At 69.3% G+C, this 19,729-nt stretch carries 14 protein-coding genes; 7 read left to right on the plus strand and 7 right to left on the minus strand.

What is annotated here, in order from left to right:
- The first annotated feature begins 196 nt into the window (after positions 1 to 196).
- Positions 197 to 2,401, plus strand: a complete 2,205-nt coding sequence (locus tag MC45_RS02535; protein WP_156143763.1) for a TonB-dependent siderophore receptor — start codon at positions 197 to 199, stop codon at positions 2,399 to 2,401.
- A gap of 89 nt (positions 2,402 to 2,490) precedes the next feature.
- Here MC45_RS02535 and ftrA read toward each other — a convergent pair whose 3' ends face one another.
- Positions 2,491 to 3,489 carry a transcriptional regulator FtrA gene (ftrA, locus tag MC45_RS02540; protein WP_052075486.1) on the minus strand — a complete coding sequence of 333 codons (999 nt, stop codon included), beginning with the start codon at positions 3,487 to 3,489 and terminating at the stop codon, positions 2,491 to 2,493.
- Between the two features lie 139 nt (positions 3,490 to 3,628).
- On the opposite strand from ftrA, the gene MC45_RS02545 reads away from it, so the two are divergent.
- On the plus strand, positions 3,629 to 4,489 hold the full coding sequence (locus MC45_RS02545) for a DMT family transporter (protein WP_052075487.1): 861 nt from the start codon (positions 3,629 to 3,631) through the stop codon (positions 4,487 to 4,489).
- 24 nt (positions 4,490 to 4,513) lie between these two features.
- Here MC45_RS02545 and MC45_RS02550 read toward each other — a convergent pair whose 3' ends face one another.
- Together MC45_RS02550 and MC45_RS02555 are read right to left on the minus strand one after the other, a co-directional pair.
- The gene (locus MC45_RS02550) at positions 4,514 to 6,799 is read right to left on the minus strand and encodes a hypothetical protein (RefSeq protein WP_038659123.1); all 2,286 of its coding nucleotides are present in this window, start codon (positions 6,797 to 6,799) and stop codon (positions 4,514 to 4,516) included.
- Entirely contained in the window at positions 6,790 to 7,521 is a 732-nt protein-coding gene (locus MC45_RS02555; protein ID WP_038659126.1) for a hypothetical protein, read from the minus strand. Before MC45_RS02555 ends, MC45_RS02550 begins: the two co-directional genes overlap by 10 nt.
- 184 nt (positions 7,522 to 7,705) lie before the next feature.
- Between MC45_RS02555 and MC45_RS02560 the strand changes: the two genes are divergently transcribed.
- From MC45_RS02560 to MC45_RS02580, 5 genes are all read left to right on the plus strand, one after another.
- A complete protein-coding gene (locus tag MC45_RS02560; protein ID WP_038659129.1) occupies positions 7,706 to 9,079 on the plus strand; it encodes a sugar porter family MFS transporter in 1,374 nt (457 codons plus the stop codon).
- The gene (locus MC45_RS02565) at positions 9,076 to 9,705 is read left to right on the plus strand and encodes a nucleoside/nucleotide kinase family protein (protein ID WP_052075488.1); all 630 of its coding nucleotides are present in this window, start codon (positions 9,076 to 9,078) and stop codon (positions 9,703 to 9,705) included. The genes MC45_RS02560 and MC45_RS02565 overlap by 4 nt, the downstream gene beginning before the upstream one ends.
- A gap of 124 nt (positions 9,706 to 9,829) precedes the next feature.
- On the plus strand, positions 9,830 to 11,128 hold the full coding sequence (locus MC45_RS02570; RefSeq protein WP_038666286.1) for an O-acetylhomoserine aminocarboxypropyltransferase/cysteine synthase family protein: 1,299 nt from the start codon (positions 9,830 to 9,832) through the stop codon (positions 11,126 to 11,128).
- Between the two features lie 101 nt (positions 11,129 to 11,229).
- Positions 11,230 to 12,105 carry a glutathione-dependent disulfide-bond oxidoreductase gene (gene yghU, locus MC45_RS02575; RefSeq protein ID WP_038659132.1) on the plus strand — a complete coding sequence of 292 codons (876 nt, stop codon included), beginning with the start codon at positions 11,230 to 11,232 and terminating at the stop codon, positions 12,103 to 12,105.
- 13 nt (positions 12,106 to 12,118) lie between these two features.
- Positions 12,119 to 13,963: a glycoside hydrolase family 35 protein gene (locus MC45_RS02580; protein ID WP_038659134.1), complete on the plus strand. Its 1,845-nt coding sequence runs from the start codon at positions 12,119 to 12,121 to the stop codon at positions 13,961 to 13,963.
- An 85-nt stretch (positions 13,964 to 14,048) separates the two neighbouring features.
- On the opposite strand, the gene MC45_RS02585 is transcribed toward MC45_RS02580, so the two are convergent.
- From MC45_RS02585 to MC45_RS02600, 4 genes are all read right to left on the minus strand, one after another.
- Entirely contained in the window at positions 14,049 to 14,561 is a 513-nt protein-coding gene (locus tag MC45_RS02585) for an Hsp20/alpha crystallin family protein (RefSeq protein WP_038659136.1), read from the minus strand.
- A gap of 50 nt (positions 14,562 to 14,611) precedes the next feature.
- On the minus strand, positions 14,612 to 15,091 hold the full coding sequence (locus MC45_RS02590) for an Hsp20 family protein (protein WP_038659139.1): 480 nt from the start codon (positions 15,089 to 15,091) through the stop codon (positions 14,612 to 14,614).
- 176 nt (positions 15,092 to 15,267) lie between these two features.
- Positions 15,268 to 16,683, minus strand: a complete 1,416-nt coding sequence (locus tag MC45_RS02595; protein WP_038659142.1) for an efflux transporter outer membrane subunit — start codon at positions 16,681 to 16,683, stop codon at positions 15,268 to 15,270.
- Positions 16,676 to 19,726 (minus strand): efflux RND transporter permease subunit, encoded by a 3,051-nt coding sequence (locus MC45_RS02600; RefSeq protein WP_038659144.1) that lies wholly within the window; start codon positions 19,724 to 19,726, stop codon positions 16,676 to 16,678. Before MC45_RS02600 ends, MC45_RS02595 begins: the two co-directional genes overlap by 8 nt.
- Positions 19,727 to 19,729: the final 3 nt, after the last annotated feature.

The following is a 19,729-nucleotide window of genomic DNA, read 5'->3' on the forward strand; positions in this document are numbered from 1 at the left end:
GCAGGCAATCGCCACGACCGCGGACGCCCATATGCTCCGGCCACAAGCCGTTAACAATAAGACATGGTCCAGCAATTGATATTGCTAGTGACTCGCAACAACGATGCCGTTAGGTCGCGGGCATCGAAGGGGAAGTGAAGTGATCTATCTGGGCGTTCTACTCGCAGGCGTGGCTCCCGTGAATGGTGCCGCGCCCATGCCGGCCTCGTCGGCCAAGGCCGAACCCGTCGCGGCTGGCGCCGCCGATCCGCAGCGGGATGACGAGATCCTCGTCGTCGGCAAGAGCTATGGCCGCGGCGTCGGCAAGACCGTCACGCCGCTCAAGGACACGCCCAACACGATCACCGTCGTCGACCGCGAACAGATCGAGGCGCAGAACCTCTTCACGCTCGAAGACGCGCTGACCGCGACCAACGGCATCACCGTCAACGGCGTCGGCAGCGAGGACCCGTCGTTCCTCTCGCGCGGCTTCGCGATCAACAACTATCTGATCGACGGCGTCCCGACGCTGTCGGTCAACTTTCCCTCGGCGGTGCCCGATCTGTTCTTCTACGACCGGCTCGAGGTGCTGCGGGGGCCGGCCGGGCTGTTCAGCGGCTCGGGCAATCCCGCCGGCAGCATCAATCTCGTGCGCAAGCGGCCGCTCGATACCGCCCGGATGCAGGCGAGCGCCGGCTACGGCAGCTACGACAATCTCCGCCTGGAACTCGACGTCTCGACCCCGGTCGGCGGCGTCGCCGCGCTCCGCGCCGGCGTCATGGCGCAGGATCAAAACCAGTTCTTCGACACGGCGCATCGCAACCGGCTCGACGCCTTCGCCGTGGGTACGCTGGAGATCGGTTCGCGGACGACGCTGACCGCGGGCGCGAATTACGATCGCTTCCGCCCGGCGGTCCAGTCCGGCCTGCCCGGCTATGCCGGCGGTGCCGACGGCAGCGACGGGCGTCTGCTCGACGTGCGGCGATCGACCTATCTGGGCGCCGACTGGAACCGCTTCGATGCGAAGACCTGGTCGGGCTTCGTCGAGCTGGCGCATCGCGTCTCCGATCGCTGGACGTTGCGCGCGACCGGGCTCTACACCGATGTCGACCGCGTCGACGTCTACAGCTATATCGGCGCGCAGCCGGTGACGCCGGCCAACCGCGGCCTCACCAACCAGATCGCCTATCGCGGCGACAGCAAGCAGCAGACGCGGTCGTTCGACGTCAACGGCATCGGCAGCTTTCCGCTGTTCGGGCGCGACCAGACGCTGATCCTCGGCGCCGATTACCAGGCGAGTGCCGGCACCTCCTATTTCACCCGCCTGTCGAACTATGCGCGGATCGACGTCTTCAATCCCGTCTCGCCGGCCGAGCCGCCGCTCGATCCCTATGGCCCGCTGCCGCCCTATCCGGTGCAGGGCACCGCGGGGATCTGCACGCCGGTGCAGACGCCGGCGCAATGCGTCACGCAGGTCTATGGCGGATCGGTCACCCACCTCGAACAATATGGCCTGTACGGCCAGATGCGGCTCAGCCCGCTCGCCGGGCTGACGCTGATCGGCGGCGGAAGGCTGACCTGGTTCGATACCGACACGCGCACGGTGTTGCCGACCCCGGGGGCCCGCACCGGCTATACGATCGACAACCGCTTCACGCCTTATGCCGGATTGGTCTGGGACGTGACCCGCCACCTCAACCTCTACGCCAGCTACGCCGACAGTTTCACGCCGCAGGCGCAGCCGGTCGGTCGCCAGCGCGGCGACGGCGGCAGAATCGAGCCGATGGTCGGCGAGCAGTTCGAGGCAGGCAGCAAGGTCTCGCTGATGCACGACCGGCTGTTGCTCTCCGCCGCGGCCTATCAGATCACGCAGCGCAACCGGCTGTTCAACGACCCCGTCGACGCGAATCTCTACTACCAGCTCGGCAAGGTACGCGCGCGCGGCATCGAGCTGGAGGCGACGGGCGAGATCCTGCCCGGCTGGCGGATCAACGGCGGCTACAGCTACACGCGCACCAAGTTGTTGGAGGACATCAACCCGGCGCTGGAGGGCACATCGCTGGTCCCGGTGATCCCCCGCCACATGGGCAAGCTGTTCACCAATTACGCGCCGACAAACGGCATGCTGGCCGGCGCCAGCATCGGCGGCGGCCTGACCGTCTTCGGGGCGACCTCCGGCGGCACGCGGTCGTCGATCGCCGCCAACGGCACGCGCGTGCTGTCCACCCTGGTTCGACAGGGCAGCTACGCCGTGCTCGACCTGCGCGCGGGCTACAAGCTCACCGAGCAGCTCGGCGTGTCGATCAACGTCAACAACGTGCTCGATCGCACCTATTACGCACGCATCTTCTCGACCGCGCGCGGGAATTATTACGGCAGTCCCCGCACGGTATTCGCGACCTTGCGCTACACGCTGGGATAAGGCGTGTTGGATGTCGCGACGGCGCCGGCGATTGCCTCTGCTGGCGACGTCCGTCGATCGCGGCATTCGATCTGGCGAAAGCGGGGCATCTAGGCACCAACGCTCGAAAACTGCTGACGATAGGCGGTCGGGCTCGTGCCCAGCCTCGTGCGGAAATGATGCCGCAGGGTCTCCGCGGAGCCGAAGCCGCTGCCCTGTGCCACCCGCTCGATCGACACGCGGGTCGTCTCCAGGAGCAATCTGGCGCGTTCGAGCCTGAGGCTGAGCAACCACTCGCCCGGCGTCGTGCCGGTCGTGTCGTGAAACCGGCGAAGAAAGGTTCGTCGGCTCATGCAGGCTTCGGCTGCCAGGGCATTGATATCGACATCGACATCGATCCGGCTTCGCAGCTTATCGAGCAGCGGAGCCAAGGCGGCGTTCTCCCTGACCGGCAATGGTTGATTGACGAACTGGGCTTGTCCACCCTGCCTGTGCGGCGGCACCACCATTCTCTGGGCGACGCGATTGGCTGCGATCGGTCCATGGTCGCGCCTGATCAGATGCAGGCAGACATCCAGTCCGGCAGCGCAGCCGGCGGATGTGAGTATATCACCTTCATCAACATACAGGACGGCGGGCTGGACGTCGATCGCGGGGTAATTGGTCGAAAGCACCGTCGCATGGTGCCAGTGAGTGGTAGCGCGGCGACCGTTCAGCAATCCGGCGGCAGCCAACACGAAGCTGCCGGTGCAGATCGATACAAACCGGCAGCCGCGCCGGCCAGCACGCTGCAAAGCCTCTACGAGCGCGTCCGGGACCGGCTCGTTTACGGCGCGCCAGCCGGGAACGACGATCGTCCCAGCTTCTTCGAGGAGCTCAAGCCCGCCGTCGATCGCCAGTCTTACGCCTCCGCCCGCGCGCAGCGGCGTCGCTTCCGCAGACGCAACAGCCACATCATACCATCGCTCCTCCCATCCCGGCGGCGGCGGCCCTAACGTTTCGAGGGCAGTGCTGAACTCGAACAGGCAAAGTCCGTCATACGCCAGGATCACCACGAAGGGTCTGCAGGCCGGAGCCGACTTTGGCATGATCTTGACGATAGCTGTCATCGCTGCCGATGGCCAGCACGAGCACGCAAGCGCAAGTCATGCCCTCTTTTGTCATGCGGTGGGCCGGCACGATGATCGATCCTCATGAATGCAGCGCAGCGTTCACCCGTCGATGCTTGGTCGACGTTTGGACAGCCGCATGATCGCCATCGCCATGCTCATGGGCCTGCTCGCCGCGCTGGGCTGGGGGGCAGCCGACTATCTTGCGGGCAGTACAGCCAAACTGATCGGGATACGCAGGACTGCAGTGTTCACGCAGTCGATGGGATGGCTGGCGGTCACGCTGGTGCTGATCGCAATGCCGTCGCTGCGGGGAAAGGCATGCGCGGCATCCGCTTCGGGATGGTCGTACGGCGTTCTTGCCGTGGCGTTCAATCTCGCTGGCTCGATGTCGCTGCTCCGCGCCTTTTCGATCGGTCGCGCCTCGTTAGTCGCACCGTTAATCACGACTTATGCCGCCGTGACGGCATGTCTCGGTCTGGCGATCAGCGGCGATCGATTGAGCGGTTTTCGTCTGGCCGGACTCGTGATCTGCCTGATCGGCGCGCCGCTGGCGGCGGTCGCCCCAAGCCGCCAAGACGGGCTTGGAGCCGACGGCGTCGGTTACGCTGTGCTGACCGCTCTGTGCTTCGGCGTCGGCTTTTGGATACAGGGCAAGTTCTCCGTTCCCGCGATTGGCGCGACGCCCATGCTGTGGCTGTTTTTCGGGATCGGCATTCTCGTGCTCGCGCCGACGCTTGCGTTGCGCCGGGACCGGATCTTGCCGCACCGGAATGCGCTGCCGCTGCTCGTGCTGCAAAGCCTGTGCAATCTCATGGGCTATGGGACCTTCGCAGTGGGGTTGGCGACGGGAGCCATCACGGTCGTCACTGTGCTGAGCACCTTCGCCGCAGCCGTTACCGCGATATTCGGGCTCGTCCTGCGGAGGGAGAGGCTGTCCCGCCCGCAAACCGCCGGCGTGTCCGCCATTCTGATCGGCGCGGCCCTCCTCGCCGTCTGATCTCGCGCGGCCGGCGGGTCGGGTTCAATCGTAGTAGAACGGCGACCGCGCCGTCCATCCGGAGCGGGGATACCGCCGGTGCAGCAGCAGGAACGCGCGGCGACCGAGATGGTCGTGGTTGCCACCCCAGCGCGCAACACGGATCAGGCGATACAGGGCTTCGGCTGCCCGGGGGTCACCCGGATGGCGGACGACGTAAGTGAGCGCACTATTCCATAGCGATATACCTGCCGTCTGGACTGTCACCGGACGCCCGCTGTCGTCGAAGTGGCGCATCGAGACGATGAAGGCACGGCGCTCCGCCAGGGCGCGGGGCAGCGTCGCCCGCACGAAGGGCGGATAATGCAGCGGCAGGATGCCGGAGCCACACTTTTCCAGACAAGCGAGATCCGCGCGGTCGGCCTCGCGATCCGACGCGTAGGCGCTGCTCCAATAGCCGTTGGGCAGATATGCGCTGGCGGGCGGGAACGGGCGGGACGGCCCGTGCTGGCCGGGGAGTGGCAGCAGCAGATCCACCCAATAGCCGCCGAACTGGCGTACCGTGCCGGTCGGACGGGCGTAATCCGCGAGATCGACGCGCAGGCTCGGGATCTTCATCATCACGAACGCCTCGGCGAACAGCTTGTCCGCGCCCGGCGGCGTCGCCGCGATCCGGCGCCAGTCTGCGGCGACCTGTGGGAGCAGGGTCACCAACCGGGCGGCGAGACGATCCACCGCCGCATCGTCGCGCAGCTGCACCGCCCGCACGAAGCTGGTGAGGGCGATGTCGAGCCGGATCTCGCGCGGCATCGCGGTCATGTCGGCGACCGCCATCCGCTCGTGCAGCGGCAGCCGGTCGATCACCGCGCGCGCGTCCGGCCCGAGGCCGGCGAACCCACCCGACGGGCGTCGGCCGATCAGGCCGTCGCCCGCCGTCCGGACGTCGGCGGTGCAGGTCGAGAGCCCCGTCCGGCAATAAGGCGCGCGCAGCGCATGGGCGGCGAAATCCGCAAGCGACGCGGCCGTCTGCGTGCGCACCGCCTTGAAGACGTTGCGATCCGACCGGATGAGGTCGTCGCGCGCCAGCACCGCGTCCGCCTCCGCCCGGATCTGTGCGGCGTCCGCCCGTGGCGTCAGCAGGCGGAGCCGATGATAACGCGCGGTCAGCCATGCCGGATCGGTAGCCGGCACCCGTCCCGCCGCCTCGGCCAGCGCGGCCGCGCCCGCGTCCGCCGGGTCGGCGAGCAACAATGCGGCGATGAGCCAGGCGGTGCGGTGGCCGGCGTTCCAGCGTTCCTGCGCGTGCGTCGAAGCGGCGACACGATCCTTCGCCTGGATCGTCCGGATCCAGTCCGCCGCCTCCGGCTTGGCCGGATGACGGTCGGCGAGCGTGAGATAGTCGCGAACGGCGACCGCGACCTCGGGCAAGGGTGCGGGCGCGTTCAGGTCGCGGTCCAGCCGTAAGAGAAGCCGATCGGGATGCTCGTGGAAGGCGAGGATCTGGCGCATCCGCATCAGCTCGCCCCGTCCGAACGTGCCGGCAGGCGCTGCGGCGAGCCGATCGAGCGCCGCATGCGCCGCGGCCAAGCGCGCAGGTGCCGGGGCATCGATCGCGGCACGCAGCAGCGCCCGCGCCGACAGGTACAGGCCGGACGGTCGCCAGGGCGATGCCACATCCCCGGCGATCGCGGCGAAGCGGCGGGCGGCCTCGTCGGCCTGACCGTTGTAGAGCGCCAATGCCGCCTCCTGATAGGCGCGATCGGAGCGAAGCCACGACGGCGCAGCGGCCGGCAGCGGCGCCAGCGCGGCGACCGGCTTGGAACAGGCGGCGAAGACGGCGTCCTGCGCGTCGAGCCATGCCCGCACGGCAGGCGCCGCTCTGCCGTAGCGCCGCGCCCGGTCGGCGAGGGTCGCGGCGGCGGTGGTGAAGGCATCGTCGAAGCAGGTGGGGATCGCGACGAAGTTCGGACCATTTCGCTCCGCCGCGATCCAATAGACCTCCGTCGCACCCGGTATCGTGCGGCGGACGTCCAGCCAGTCGTGCTGCCTTGTGGCGGGCGTGCCGCAGCACGGCGCGACGAGGGCATCTGCGGCGCTCTGTCCCACCTGCAGTCCGGTCAGCCGCCGCCAGTCGAGGAACAACAGCGCATCCGTCGTCGCGCCCTTCACGATCGGCAGCCGCCCGCCCGCCAGCGCGGCGCGTTCGGTCGCATCCTGCGGGTCGGCGAAGACGTATACGGGCCGGGGCGTCGGATCGCCCGAGCCGAGCGCCCGCGTCGCGAGCGCCGCCGCGAGGACGACACCGATCGGAACGCGCCACCTCACCGCCATCGCCGTACCTCCCGCTCCGCCGCGGCGAAGTCGCGCGGCGTCCAGCTTCGCGGATCGAACAGATACACCCGCCGTCCCGCCGGCGCCCGCGGCACCGGCGTGCCGACCGCCACCCCGAGCGCGCCGCGGCAGCGATCATGCCGCAGATCGCCGCCCTCCGCCAGCATCGCCCGCACGGTCTCACCGCGCCGTCCCATGCGGAAGAGCATGGGAACGACTTCGTCGACCGGCGCCCGCCCCAGCCAGTCCTCGCCGCACCACGACGCCAGCGCGGTCATCGACAACACGGTCGCGCGGGGCAGCGCGCGGCGGACGTCGCCGAGGACGTCCAGCAATATCGCGCGTTCGGACGCACGCACCTCGAAATCGACCTGCACGCGCCGGGCGGGCAGGCGGGTGGCGTAATGCAGGATCGCCGCGGCCGTCGTCGCGCGCATCGTCGCATTCCAGACGAGGGGGCGGTCGCGGCGGATCTCGACATGGACGACGCTGGTCGTCGGCGGCTCGGCGACGAGCAGCGGATGGCGCCGCCCGCGCGCCTCGACCGCCGCGCCATCGAGCACGATCGAGCCACTCTCGACCGCGACCTCCGCGCGGCCTTTGACGAAGCGCAGATCCTCGGGCCGCTCCCACGCCCACAGGACGAGCGGGGCAGGCGGCGGCGGCGACGGCCGGCACGCCGTCAGGGCGAGCAACAGGGGTAGCCAATTGCGGCTGCGCATCGGGCGATTAGGCCGACGCCCCGCCATGTCGTCAAGCGGCGGTCCGGACGGACCGGCATGGGGCCGCAGCCCGTGGGGCGTCATCGACTCTCACGTCAGGAGATCGCCGCCCCTCTGGCACGAACGGCGATTGCGGATTACGGCCGGGTGTCAGCCGTCGATCGGCCGGAACGAAGGATTGCGGATGCGTGCTCATGTCCTGTTGATCGCCGGCATCGCCGCGCTGGGCGGCCTGCTGTTCGGCTACGATACCGGCATCATCTCGGCGGCATTGCTGTTCATCGGCGACAGCTTCCCGATCTCGGTCGTCGGCAAGCAGATCGTCACCGCCGCGATCGTCGCCGGCGCGCTCGTCGGATGCATGGGCGCCGGGCCGCTGTCGGACCGGATCGGCCGGCGGCCCACCGTCATGGTCGCCGCCATCGTCTTCATGATCGCCTCCGTGGCGTCGACCGTCGCCGGCTCGGTGGCGTCGTTGACCGCCGCGCGTCTCGTCCTCGGCCTCGCGGTCGGCGCGGCGAGCCAGATCATCCCGGTCTATATCGCCGAACTGGCCCCGGCGGCGCGGCGCGGCGCGATGGTGGTGATGTTCCAGCTCGCGGTCGTCGGCGGCATCCTGGTGTCGACGATCGTCGGCTGGCTGCTCGGCGGCAGCCACGTCGCCGACGGTCTGCTGGGCGAGGGCGGCGACTGGCGGCTGATGTTCCTGCTCGGCGTCGTGCCGGCGGCGATCCTGCTGATCGGCATGATCGTGCTGCCGGAAAGCCCGCGCTATCTCGCGCTCAAGGGCGACGTTGCGAAGGCGCGCGCCATCCTCGCACGGCTGCGGCCGAGCGCGGCGGAGGTCGAGACCGAACTCGCCGCGATCGGCGAGACGGTGCACGTCGAGGGGCGCTGGCGGACGTTGCTGTCCGGCCGCATGCGCCCGGCACTGATCGCCGGCGCCGGCGTCGCGATGTTCTCGCAGATCACCGGCACCAACGCGGTAATCTATTACGCGCCCACGATCGCGACCAACGCCGGGCTCGGCCAGAATGCGGCGCTGCTGACTGCACTCGTCGTCGGCGTGACGATCGTGCTGACGACGATCTTCGGCACCTGGGCCGTGGATCATTGGGGGCGGCGTAGATTGATGCTGCGGTTCCTGCCGGGGGCGGTGATCGGGCTGGCGATGATCGCGGTCGCCTTCGCAAACGGCGCGCCGACCGGCGGGATGCGCTGGGTCGCCGCGGCGGGGCTGCTCGGCTACGAGGTGTTCAACGTCGGCAGCATCTCGGCGGCGATCTGGCTGGTTGGCGCGGAGGTGTTTCCGCTGTCGGTGCGCGGCAAGGGGATGAGCCTCGTCGCTCTGTCGCACTGGAGCTTCGACTTGCTGGTGACGCTGACCACGCTCAGCCTCGTCGAGGGGCTGGGCACCGCTGCGACCTTCTGGCTGTTCGCGGGGATGAACCTGCTCGCCTGGGGGTTCGTCTGGCGCTTTGTCCCCGAGACGAAGGGCCGATCGCTCGAGGAGATCGAGGCGAGCCTGCAGAACGGCACCTTCGCGTCGGCGCGATGACGGAGGCGCTACCCGCACCGCTCGGCGACGCGATCCACGCCTTGCTCGCCCGCCGCGGCCGCGCGCTGCTCGGCGTCGTCGGTCCGCCCGGCGCGGGCAAGTCGACGCTCGCTGACCGGATTGCGCGGCAGTTCGCCGACCGGTCGGTCGTCGTGCCGATGGACGGTTTCCATCTCGCCAATGCGGAGCTCGACCGGCTCGGCCGCCGCGATCGCAAGGGCGCGCCCGACACGTTCGACGTCGCCGGGTTCGTCGCTTTGCTCGATCGCCTGCGGCATCCGGTCGCCGGCGAAACCGTCTACGCCCCCCGGTTCGAACGCGCGATCGAAGAGGCGATCGCCGGCGCGATCCCGGTGCCGGCAGGCACACCGCTGGTCGTGGTGGAGGGCAATTACCTGCTCCTCGACGGGCCATGGTCGCCGGTGCGCGGTCTGCTGGATCGCTGCTGCTACGTCCGCACCCCGCCGGCACAACGCCGCGACTGGCTGCTCGCGAGACACATGGCGTTCGGACGCAGCCGCGCCGAGGCGCTCGACTGGATCGATCGTACCGACGAGCCCAATGCCGTCCTCATCGAGCGGAGCGCGATGCGCGCCGATCTCGCCGTCGACGTGACGCCCGGCTGATCCCGCGACGCGGCCCACGGCCATGGCGCCGGCTGGGCGGCGGCAAGCAAAAGTATCTCCCCTTCGAACGGCGCGTGGCTAGCATCGCGGTCGACACAGCACCCGCTCGAAGAGGACGATGGCCATGGTCGATCACACGCTGCACCCCGAAACGCTCGCGCTGCACGCCGGCTGGCGCGCCGATCCGGCGACCGGCGCGGTGGCGCCGCCGGTCTACCAGACCACCTCCTACCAGTTCCGCGACACCGATCACGCCGCCGACCTGTTCGCGCTACGCGAACTCGGCAATATCTATACCCGACTGGGCAATCCGACGACCGACGTGCTCGAGCGGCGGATCGCCGCGATCGAGGGCGGAGCTGCCGCGCTGGCCGTGGCGTCGGGACAGGCGGCATCCGCTTATGCGGTGCAGAATCTCGCGCGTGCCGGCGACAATATCGTCAGCGGCACCGATCTGTACGGCGGCACGTGGAACCTGTTTGCCAACACGCTGAAGGACCAGGGGATCGAGGTGCGCTTCGTCGATCCCGCCAATCCCGACGCCTTCGCGCGCGCGAGCGACGAGCGGACGCGCGCCTGGTATGTCGAGACATTGCCCAACCCCAAGCTGATCGTCGGGCCGATCGCCGAGATCGCGGCGCTCGGCCGGCCGCTCGGCATCCCCTTGATCGTCGACAATACCGCGGCCCCGCTGCTCGCCCGGCCGTTCGATCACGGCGCGGCGATCGTCGTCTATTCGACCACCAAATATATTGGCGGCCACGGCACGTCGATCGGCGGCATCATCGTCGACGGCGGCAATTTCGACTGGGAGGCGTTTCCCGAGCGCCAGCCGCTGCTTAACACGCCCGACGCCAGCTACCATGGCGCGGTGTGGAGCCAGGCGGCGAAACCGCTGGGGCCGATCGCCTACATCCTGCGCGCACGTACCGTGCTGCTGCGTGATCTCGGCGCGGCATTGTCGCCGTTCAACGCCTTTCAGATCCTGCAGGGGCTCGAGACGCTGCCGCTGCGCATGCCGCGCCATTGCGCCAATGCCGCGGCGGTCGTCGCCTTCCTCCAGTCGCGGCCCGAGGTGATCCGCGTCATCCACCCCTCGGTGCAGACCGGCGTGCAGGCGGAACGGGCCGCGCGCTATCTGACCGGCGGGCAGGGTGGCCTCGTCGGCTTCGAACTGGCCGGCGGCGAGGCGGCGGGGCGCGCCTTCATCAACGCGCTGGAGCTCTTCTATCACGTCGCCAACATCGGCGACGCGCGCAGCCTCGCGATCCATCCGGCGTCGACGACCCATTCGCAGCTGTCGTCCGGGGAACGGCAAGCGACCGGCGTCTCCGACGGCTACGTCCGCCTGTCGGTCGGTCTGGAGCATGAGGAGGACATCCTCGCCGACCTGCGCCAGGCGCTCGACCGCGCCGCGGTCTAGTCAGCCGGCCGATCGACAAAACCCTTGCCGAACAGGCCGCTAGGCCGGCGAGCTTGGCGGCCGGCGGACCCGGCGATAGACCAACGACGAAAGGACCGACCATGGCCGATCAGGATAGCGCGAACAATCTGCCCGCCGGCTACGCACCGCCCGAGGTGTGGACGTGGACTCAGGCGAACGGCGGCCAGTTCGCCAGCATCAACCGCCCCGTCTCAGGCGCGACGCACGATGCGCCGCTGCCGGTCGGCCGCCATCCGCTCCAGCTCTACTCGCTCGGCACACCCAACGGGCAGAAGGTGACGATCCTGCTTGAGGAGCTGCTCGCGGCGGGCCATGCCGGCGCCGAATATGACGCGTGGCTGATCGAGATCGGCAAGGGCGACCAGTTCGGCAGCGGCTTCGTCGCGCTCAATCCAAATTCCAAGATCCCGGCGCTCGCCGATCACGGCACGACGCCGCCGACGCGGGTGTTCGAGAGCGGAGCGATCCTGCTCTATCTCGCCGAGAAATTCGGCGCCTTCCTGCCGACCGGTCCGGCGGCGCGGGTGCAGGCGATCAACTGGCTGATGTGGCAGATGGGCTCGGCACCGTTCGTCGGCGGCGGCTTCGGCCATTTCTTCGCTTATGCGCCGATCAAGATCCAATATGCGATCGACCGCTATGCGATGGAGGCCAAGCGCCAGCTCCACGTGCTCGACACGCATCTGAAGGAGCACAGCTATTTGGCGGGCGACGAATATTCGATCGCCGATATCGCGGTCTGGCCCTGGTATGGCGGGCTGCTGACCGGCACCTATGGCGCGAGCACGTTCCTGAGCGCCGGCGACTATCCCAATCTGCAGCGCTGGACCGACCGGATCGCCGCGCGCGAGCCGGTGCGGCGCGGGCGCATCGTCGGCGAGCCGGGCAGCATCCTGCGCGAACGGCACGAGGCGGCGGATATCGACGCGGCGCTGGCGGCCACGACCAATCCATAACGGGGAGAGACGAATGACCTTGGCGAAGCGATCGATATGGGGGGCTGCGCTCGCCATCGTGGCGGCGACGACGGGCGCGCATGCGGAGGCCCCGGCGCGCAGCTTCGCGGTCAGCGGCGCCGGCTTCGTCAAGGACGGCAAGCCGTATCAGGTCATCTCGGGCGAGATCCACTACGTCCGCATCCCGCGCGCCTATTGGCGCGACCGCCTGCGCAAGGCGAAGGCGATGGGGCTCAATACGATCACCACCTACGCCTTCTGGAACGTCCACGAGCCGCGGCCCGGCGTCTATGATTTCAGCGGCCAGAACGACATCGCCGCCTTCATCCGCGACGCGCAGGCGGAGGGGCTGAACGTCATCCTGCGCCCCGGCCCCTATGTCTGTGCCGAATGGGAATTGGGCGGCTATCCGGCGTGGCTGCTCAAGGATCGAAAGCTCGTCCTGCGCTCGACCGACCCCGAATATACCGCCGCGGTCGAGCGCTGGATCGTCCGGCTCGGGCAGGAGGTGAAGCCGCTGCTGCTCGCCAACGGCGGGCCGATCGTCGCGGTGCAGCTCGAGAACGAATATGGCGCGTTCGGCGACGACAAGGCGTATCTGCAGGGACTGGAGGCGACCTATCGCCGTGCCGGCCTCGCCGACGGCATCCTGTTCACCTCGAACCAGGCGTCGGACCTCGCCAAGGGCTCGCTGCCGCATCTGCCCTCGGTGGTCAATTTCGGCTCGGGCGGCGCGGCCAATGCGGTCGCCAAGCTCGAGGCGTATCGGCCCGCGGGCCTGCGCATGGTCGGCGAATATTGGGCGGGCTGGTTCGACAAATGGGGCGAGGACCATCACGAGACGGACGGCCGCAAGGAAGCCGAGGAGATGCGCTTCATGCTGCAGCGCGGCTATTCGATCTCGCTGTATATGGTCCACGGCGGCACGACGTTCGGCTGGATGAACGGCGCCGATTCGCACACCGGCACCGATTACCACCCCGATACGACCAGCTACGATTACGACGCGCCGATCGATGAGGCGGGCAATCCGCGCTACAAATATGCGCTGATCGCCAATGCTATCGCTGCGGTCACCGGCAAGCCCGCCGCGCCGACCCCGGCGCCGACGGTCGCGGTCACCTTCCCGGTCTCGCCGATCCGACGCAGCGCGTCGCTCTGGGACCATCTGCCCGAACCGGTCCGCGCCAAATTGCCGATGACCTTCGAGGAACTCGATCAGAATTACGGCTATGTCCTGTATCGCGTCGCGCTGCCGGCGGGCGCGCGCAAGACGCTGACGCTTAAGGGGATGCACAGCTACGCGCAGGTCTATGTCGACCGCAAGCTGGTCGGCGCGCTCGACCGCCGGCTGGGACAGGAGACGGTGACGCTGCCCGCCCGCGCCGGTGCCGCGACGCTCGACGTGCTGGTCGAGAACACCGGCCGGGTGAATTACTCACGTGCGATCCGCACCGAGCAGACCGGGCTGACCGGCGCGGTGACGCTCGACGGCGCGGTGCTGGAGGACTGGCGGATGTACGGCCTGCCGATGGACGATCTATCGGGGCTGCGCTTCACCGCCGCGCCCTGCGCCGGCCCGTGTTTCTATGAGGCGGAGATGACCGTCGACCGGCCGGGCGACACCTATCTCGACATGCGCGGCCTGCATAAGGGGCAGCTCTGGCTCGGCGCGCACAATCTCGGCCGCTTCTGGTCGATCGGCCCGGTGCATACGCTCTATGCGCCTGCGCCGTGGATGCAGGTCGGCGCCAACCGCATCGTCGCCTTCGACCTCACCGGCGACGCCACCGATCGCCTGACGACCGTCAAGGCGCCGGTCTACGGCAAGATCACGACGACACGCGAGGCGCAATAACGCACCGCCGCACGCGACGTTCACGGCTGCGGCCGGGGCGTCGCGTGGGGCTGGCTCGATCGGTCGGCGTGTTTGAACGCGCCGATCAGGCCGCATCGCTGTGGATCAATATGCGGCGGACGGTGTCGGCGGCGGCCGCCGATCTCGGCAGCGTGACGGTAAGCACGCCGTTGCGGAAGCGTGCGCTCGCCTTGTCCGTCTCGACGGTGCGCGGCAAAGCGATCCGCCGGTCGAACCGGCCATAGCTGCCTTCGGAATAGCCGCCGTCCTTGTCCTCGACCTCCGACTTCTTTTCGCCGAGCAGCGTCAGCACGCCGTCCTCGGCGACGATCTCGACGTCCTTCTCGTCGAGCCCGGGCAGCTCGGCAATGACGCGGATCTCCGCATCGGTCTGGCCGAGTTCGAGCCTGGGCGACAGCAACGCGCGCTCCGTACCGGCGAAGGCGGGCACGCCGAAGCCGCGCACGACATCGTCGAACAGGCGGTTCACCTCGCGGTGCAGCGACAGCAACGGATCGCGCCGGTCCTGCTCGACCGCGAACGGCGCCGGGACGCGATAGTCGGTGCGGCTCCAGGGGATCAGATCACGAATGGCCATGGGTCCTGTCTCCTTTGTGGTCAGTGGCATGATGCAGGTCGATCGAGGGATCAGGCGGCGCGGAGCGCGTCGCTGCTGCCCTCGCCGATGCGCGCGGGGGTGGCGGACGAACCACCCTCGATCGCGATCCGGCGCGGCTTCAACGCGTCGGGAACGACACGCTTCAGCGCGATGCTGAGCAGGCCGTTGTCGCAACGCGCCTCGTCCACCTCGATGAAATCGGCGAGCTGGAAGCGCCGCTCGAACGGCCGCGCGGCGATGCCATGGTGCAGATAGCGCGCCTCGCCGCTCTCCTCGTCGCGCTTGCCGGTGACGATCAGCTGGTTCTGCTGCGCGACCACCTCGATCTGGTCGGGGCGGAAGCCGGCGACCGCCAGCGTGATGCGATACCGATCCTCGCCCTCGCGCACGATGTCGAACGGCGGGTAGCCGTCGGCGGCGTCGCTGCGGCCCGTTTCGAGCAGGTCGAACAGGCGGTCGAACCCCACCGTCGAGCGGCGGTATGGCGTGAAATCGAAATTGGTCCTCATCTCCAAATCCTCCTGTGAAGCGATCTGGACATGAGCGGCACCGGCGCGTGAACCGGCGCCCTCGATGTCCGGTCCGGACCCGGTTCGGCGTCCGGCGCGCAAAAACTGGGAATCGTCATCGCGAGATCAAGAGGCTGCCGGCAGATTTTTTAGGGACGTGGCGCGGCCGCGCGAACCTAGCCGCCGACCGCGCGGTGAAGCTGGATACGCGCGAGAGTGGCGGCGACCCGCTGTCGTATGGCCGCGCGTTCCGCCGACAGGGCCGCCTGCCGTGCCTCGATCACCGGCCCCGCCGCCAGATCGCCGCGCGCATGACGCGCCTCGACCATCGCCACCGTCCGCCGCCGCGACGCGAGGTCGCGGTCGGACAGATCGAGGCGCGCCGTCGCCGCGCGGCTGGCCGACAAGGCGTCATCCACTTCGCGCCATGCGGTGATGACGGTCTGGCGATAGGCGAGCGCAGCGCTGCGCGCTTCGGAGCGGCGCAAGTCGAGTTGCCGCTGCAACCGGCCGCCGGAGAAGATCGGCAGCGACAGGCGCGGCCCGATGCTGGTGCTGCGCGCGTCCCAGCCGAAATCGGCGAGATGGAGCACGTCGATGTCGAAGAGCCCGGTCAGGCTGATCTTCGGGTAGAAATCCGCCTGCGCGACGCCGATCCGCGCGGTGGCCGCGTGGAGCCGTGCTTCGGCCTCGATGATGTCGGGGCGCAGGCGCGCGACCGCCGAGGGCAGGCGCACCGCCACCGGCGGCAACGGTCGTGGCGGCGGCTGTGTCGCGGGGTCGACCGGCACGCTATCCGGGGTCGCGCCGATCAGGATCGCCAGCGCGCGCATCGCCATCGCCGCCTGTTGGTCGAGGTCGACGATCTCGCCGCGCAGGGTCCGCAAGGCCTCCTCGCGCGCGGCGACGTCGATCGGCGTGGCGAGACCGCGCGCCAGCAGCGTGCGGGCGATCCCGACGTTGCGCTCGGCGAGGCCGGCGCCGTCCTGCGCGATCCGGCGCTCATCACACAGGCCGCGCAACTGGAAATAGGTACGCGCCACTTCCGCCTCGACCGACAGGCGCACGCCGCGCGCGGCGGCGTCGCTGGCCTCGACCGCGGCCTGGGCCGCCTCGGCCTGCCGGCGGTGGCCGCCCCACAGGTCGAGCTCCCAGCTCGCGCCGACGCCGACGCTATAGAGATCGAAGTCGACGCCTTTGGGTGGGGTCGTCGCCGGCGTGATCCCGAGCAGCGTGTGCGTGACCGAAGCGATGCCTGCCGTGCCGAGACGCTCGCGACTATAGCCCGCTTGCCCCTCGACCTGCGGTGCGCCGGCGGCGCGCGCTTGGCCGCGTTCGATCCGCGCGGCGGTGATCCGTTCGATCGCCGCTGCGATATCGAGATTGGCGGTGCCGGCGCGCACCTCCAGCGCGTCGAGCACCGGATCGTCGAAGCTGCGCCACCAGGGCACATCGCCGGGGGTCGGCGACGCGGCGGTATCCGCCGCCTGCCAGACCGGCGGCAGGATCGGTGCGGGCGGCGTGAAATCCGGCCCGCTGGTGCAGCCCGCCAGCGCGACGGCGAGCATCAGCGGCCATTTGCGATCACCCATGTCGATTGTCCTGCTCGGTGAGGGGCGACGGGCGATCGAACGCCAGCGCATAGAGCGCCGGCAGCGCCACCAGGGTCAGCGCGGTCGCGCCGATCAGCCCGCCGATCATGACGATCGCCATCGGTCCCCAGAAGATGTTGAAGCACAGCGGAATGAACGCGAGCACCGCGGCCAGCGCGGTCAGCACCACCGGCCGGGCGCGACCGATCGTCGCCGCGACGATCGCCGCGTGGAGCGCCATGCCCCCGGCCTGGTTGTGCGTCACCTGATCGACCAGAATGATCGAATTGCGCATAATCATGCCCGCAAGCGCGATCAGCCCGAGCAGCGCGACGAAGCCGAACGGCGCGCCGGTCAGGATCAGCGCCGCCACCGCGCCGATCACGCCGAGCGGCGCGGTGGCGAGCACCAGCAGCGTGCGACCGATGCTCTGCAACTGGATCATCAGCAGCAGGAGCATCAGCGCGACGGTGATCGGCAGCAGCCGGTAGATCGCGTCATTCGCCTTGGCGGACAATTCGCCGTCGCCGCCCGCCTCGATCCGGTAGCCGGCGGGCAGCGATCGCGCGATGGCGGCGATGCGGTCCTCGGCGGCCGCGGCGATGTCCGACGCCTGGACGTCGCCCGTCATATCCGCCTGCACCGTCATGCAGAGCATATTGTCGCGTTTCCAGATGATCGGCTGTTCGGTGGTCACGCCGATCCGCGCGATCTCGCCGAGCGGGACCGCACCGCCGGGGGTGCTCACCGCCAGATCGGCGAGCCGCCCCGGATCGTTGCGCTCCGCCGCGCTGCCGCGCACGACGATGCCGATCCGCTTCGTCCCGTGCAGCAGCTCGCCGGCCGGCCGACCCGACATCATCGTCGCGACCTCGCCCGCCAGCCGTGCCCGGTCGAGCCCGAGCCGCGCCACTCGCGCGCCATCGAGATCGAGCCGCATCGCGACGGACGGCGTTCCCCAGTCCACCTGCACCGCGGTCGTACCCGGCGTCGCGCGCAGCACCGTCGCGATCCGCGCCGACAGGCGTCGCAACGTCTCGGGATCGGGGCCGGTCACGCGATATTGTACCGGGAAGCCCGCACTTGGTCCGAGCGACAGGCGACGGATATGCAGTCTGGCTTCGGGCGCGGCGCGGTTTGCTGCAAGCCGCGCGATGACGCGTTCGCGCGCGCGCAGATCGGTCGCGACGAGGACCATCGTCGCGGTCGCCGGATCGGGCAGGGCGGGGCCGTAGGGCAGATAGAAGCGTGGCGCGCCCTCGCCGACATAGCTGTCGACCTGCGCGACGTCGCGATCCGCGACGATGCCCGCCTCGATCCGTTTCACCGCCGCCGCGGTGGCGGTCAGCGACGCTCCGGGCCGCAGGCTGACGTCGACGATGATCTCGGGGCGGTCGGAGGTGGGGAAGAACTGCTGGCGGACCAGCAGCGCGCCCGCGAGGCTCGCTGCGAGCAGCAAGGCGGTGGCGGCGACCACCGCCTTGCGGTGGGTCATGTATGCCTCGACCACGCTGCGGAGCCGGCGATAGAGCGGCGTGTCGTATCGCGCGGCGGCGTCGTGCCGCGCCTGCGCCTCGGGGAGCAGGCGCACGCCGAGATAGGGGGTAAACACGACGGCGACGACCCAGCTGACCAGCAACGCCGACCCGGTTACCCAGAAGATGCCGCCGGCATATTCGCTGGTCGTCGATTGCGCGAAGCCGACCGGCAGGAAGCCGACGATCGTCAGCAGCGTTCCCGTCAGCATCGGGAAGGCGGTGTGCGTCCACGCATAAGCGGCGGCATCGGATCGCGTCGCACCCTGTTCGAGCTGGACGACCATCGCCTCGACGCTGATGATCGCATCGTCGACGAGCAGGCCGAGCGACAGGATCAGCGCGCCGAGCGAGATCCGTTCGAGCCCGATCCCGCTCACCCCCATGAACAGCGCGACGATCGCCAGCGTCAGCGGCACCGACAGCGCGACCACGACGCCGGTGCGCCACCCCAAAGTGACGAACGCGACCAGCAGCACCACCGACAGCGCGCAGAAGAACTTGATGAGGAACGCATCGACCGCCTCGCGGATGTTGCGGCTCTGGTCCTGGACCTGCGTCATCCGGACCCCGGCGGGCAGCGTCCGGGCGAAATTCGCGGCGGCCTGCGCCAGTTGCCGGCCGAAGCCGAGCCCGTCCGCGCCGGGCGCCATCGCGATCGCCAGTACCACCGCGGGTCGCGCGCCATGGCGGATCAGCCCGTCGGGCGGATCGGCAGAGCCGTTGCTCACCACGCCGAGATCGCCGATGGAGATGGAGCCGGTTGCGCCGGCGACCGCGGTGGCCGCGACCGTATCGACGCCGTCGACCGCACCGCCGATCCGCACCGGCACGCGCATCGAACGTTCGGCGGTGCCCGACGGCGCGACGCTGCTACGGTTCGCCAGCGCCTGCACGACGGCATCCGGCGACAAGCCCATTGCGGCGAGCCGGCGGCCGTCGAGATCGACGAACACGCGGCGCGGGATCTCGCCTATGATCCGCGCCTTGCCCGCGCCGGGGACGCGCAGCATCGCCTCGCGCGCGCGTTCGGCAAGCGTCACCAGCCGGGCATTGTCCGCGCCGGTCAGCGTGAAGACGTAACCGTAGACATCGGCATAATCGTCATCGGCGGCGACCGATGCCCCCGAAGGCAGATCGGGCTCGATATCCTTCAGTCGATTGCGCACCTGTTGCCAGATCGCCGGTACGCGGCTGCTGGGCGCGCCGTCCTTCAGCGAGACGCGGATGACGCAATGGCCGTCGACGCAATAGGTCTGGAGGAAATCGAGCTGCTCGGTCGCGCGCAGCCGGCGCTCGATCGGATCGCCGACCTGCGCCTGCATCTGCGCGGGCGTCGCGCCGGGCCAGGCGGCGGCGACGATCATCTCCTTCAGCGTGAAGCCCGGATCCTCGTCGCGGCCGAGCGCGAAGAACTGGGCGGCGCCCGCCGCGAACAGCAGCGCGATCAGGAAGCCGACGAGCGCGGGGTGACGGATCGCCCAGCGCGACAGGTTGAACCGGTCCATCGC

Origin of the sequence: Sphingomonas taxi (assembly GCF_000764535.1) — a bacterium.
Lineage (GTDB): Bacteria > Pseudomonadota > Alphaproteobacteria > Sphingomonadales > Sphingomonadaceae > Sphingomonas > Sphingomonas taxi.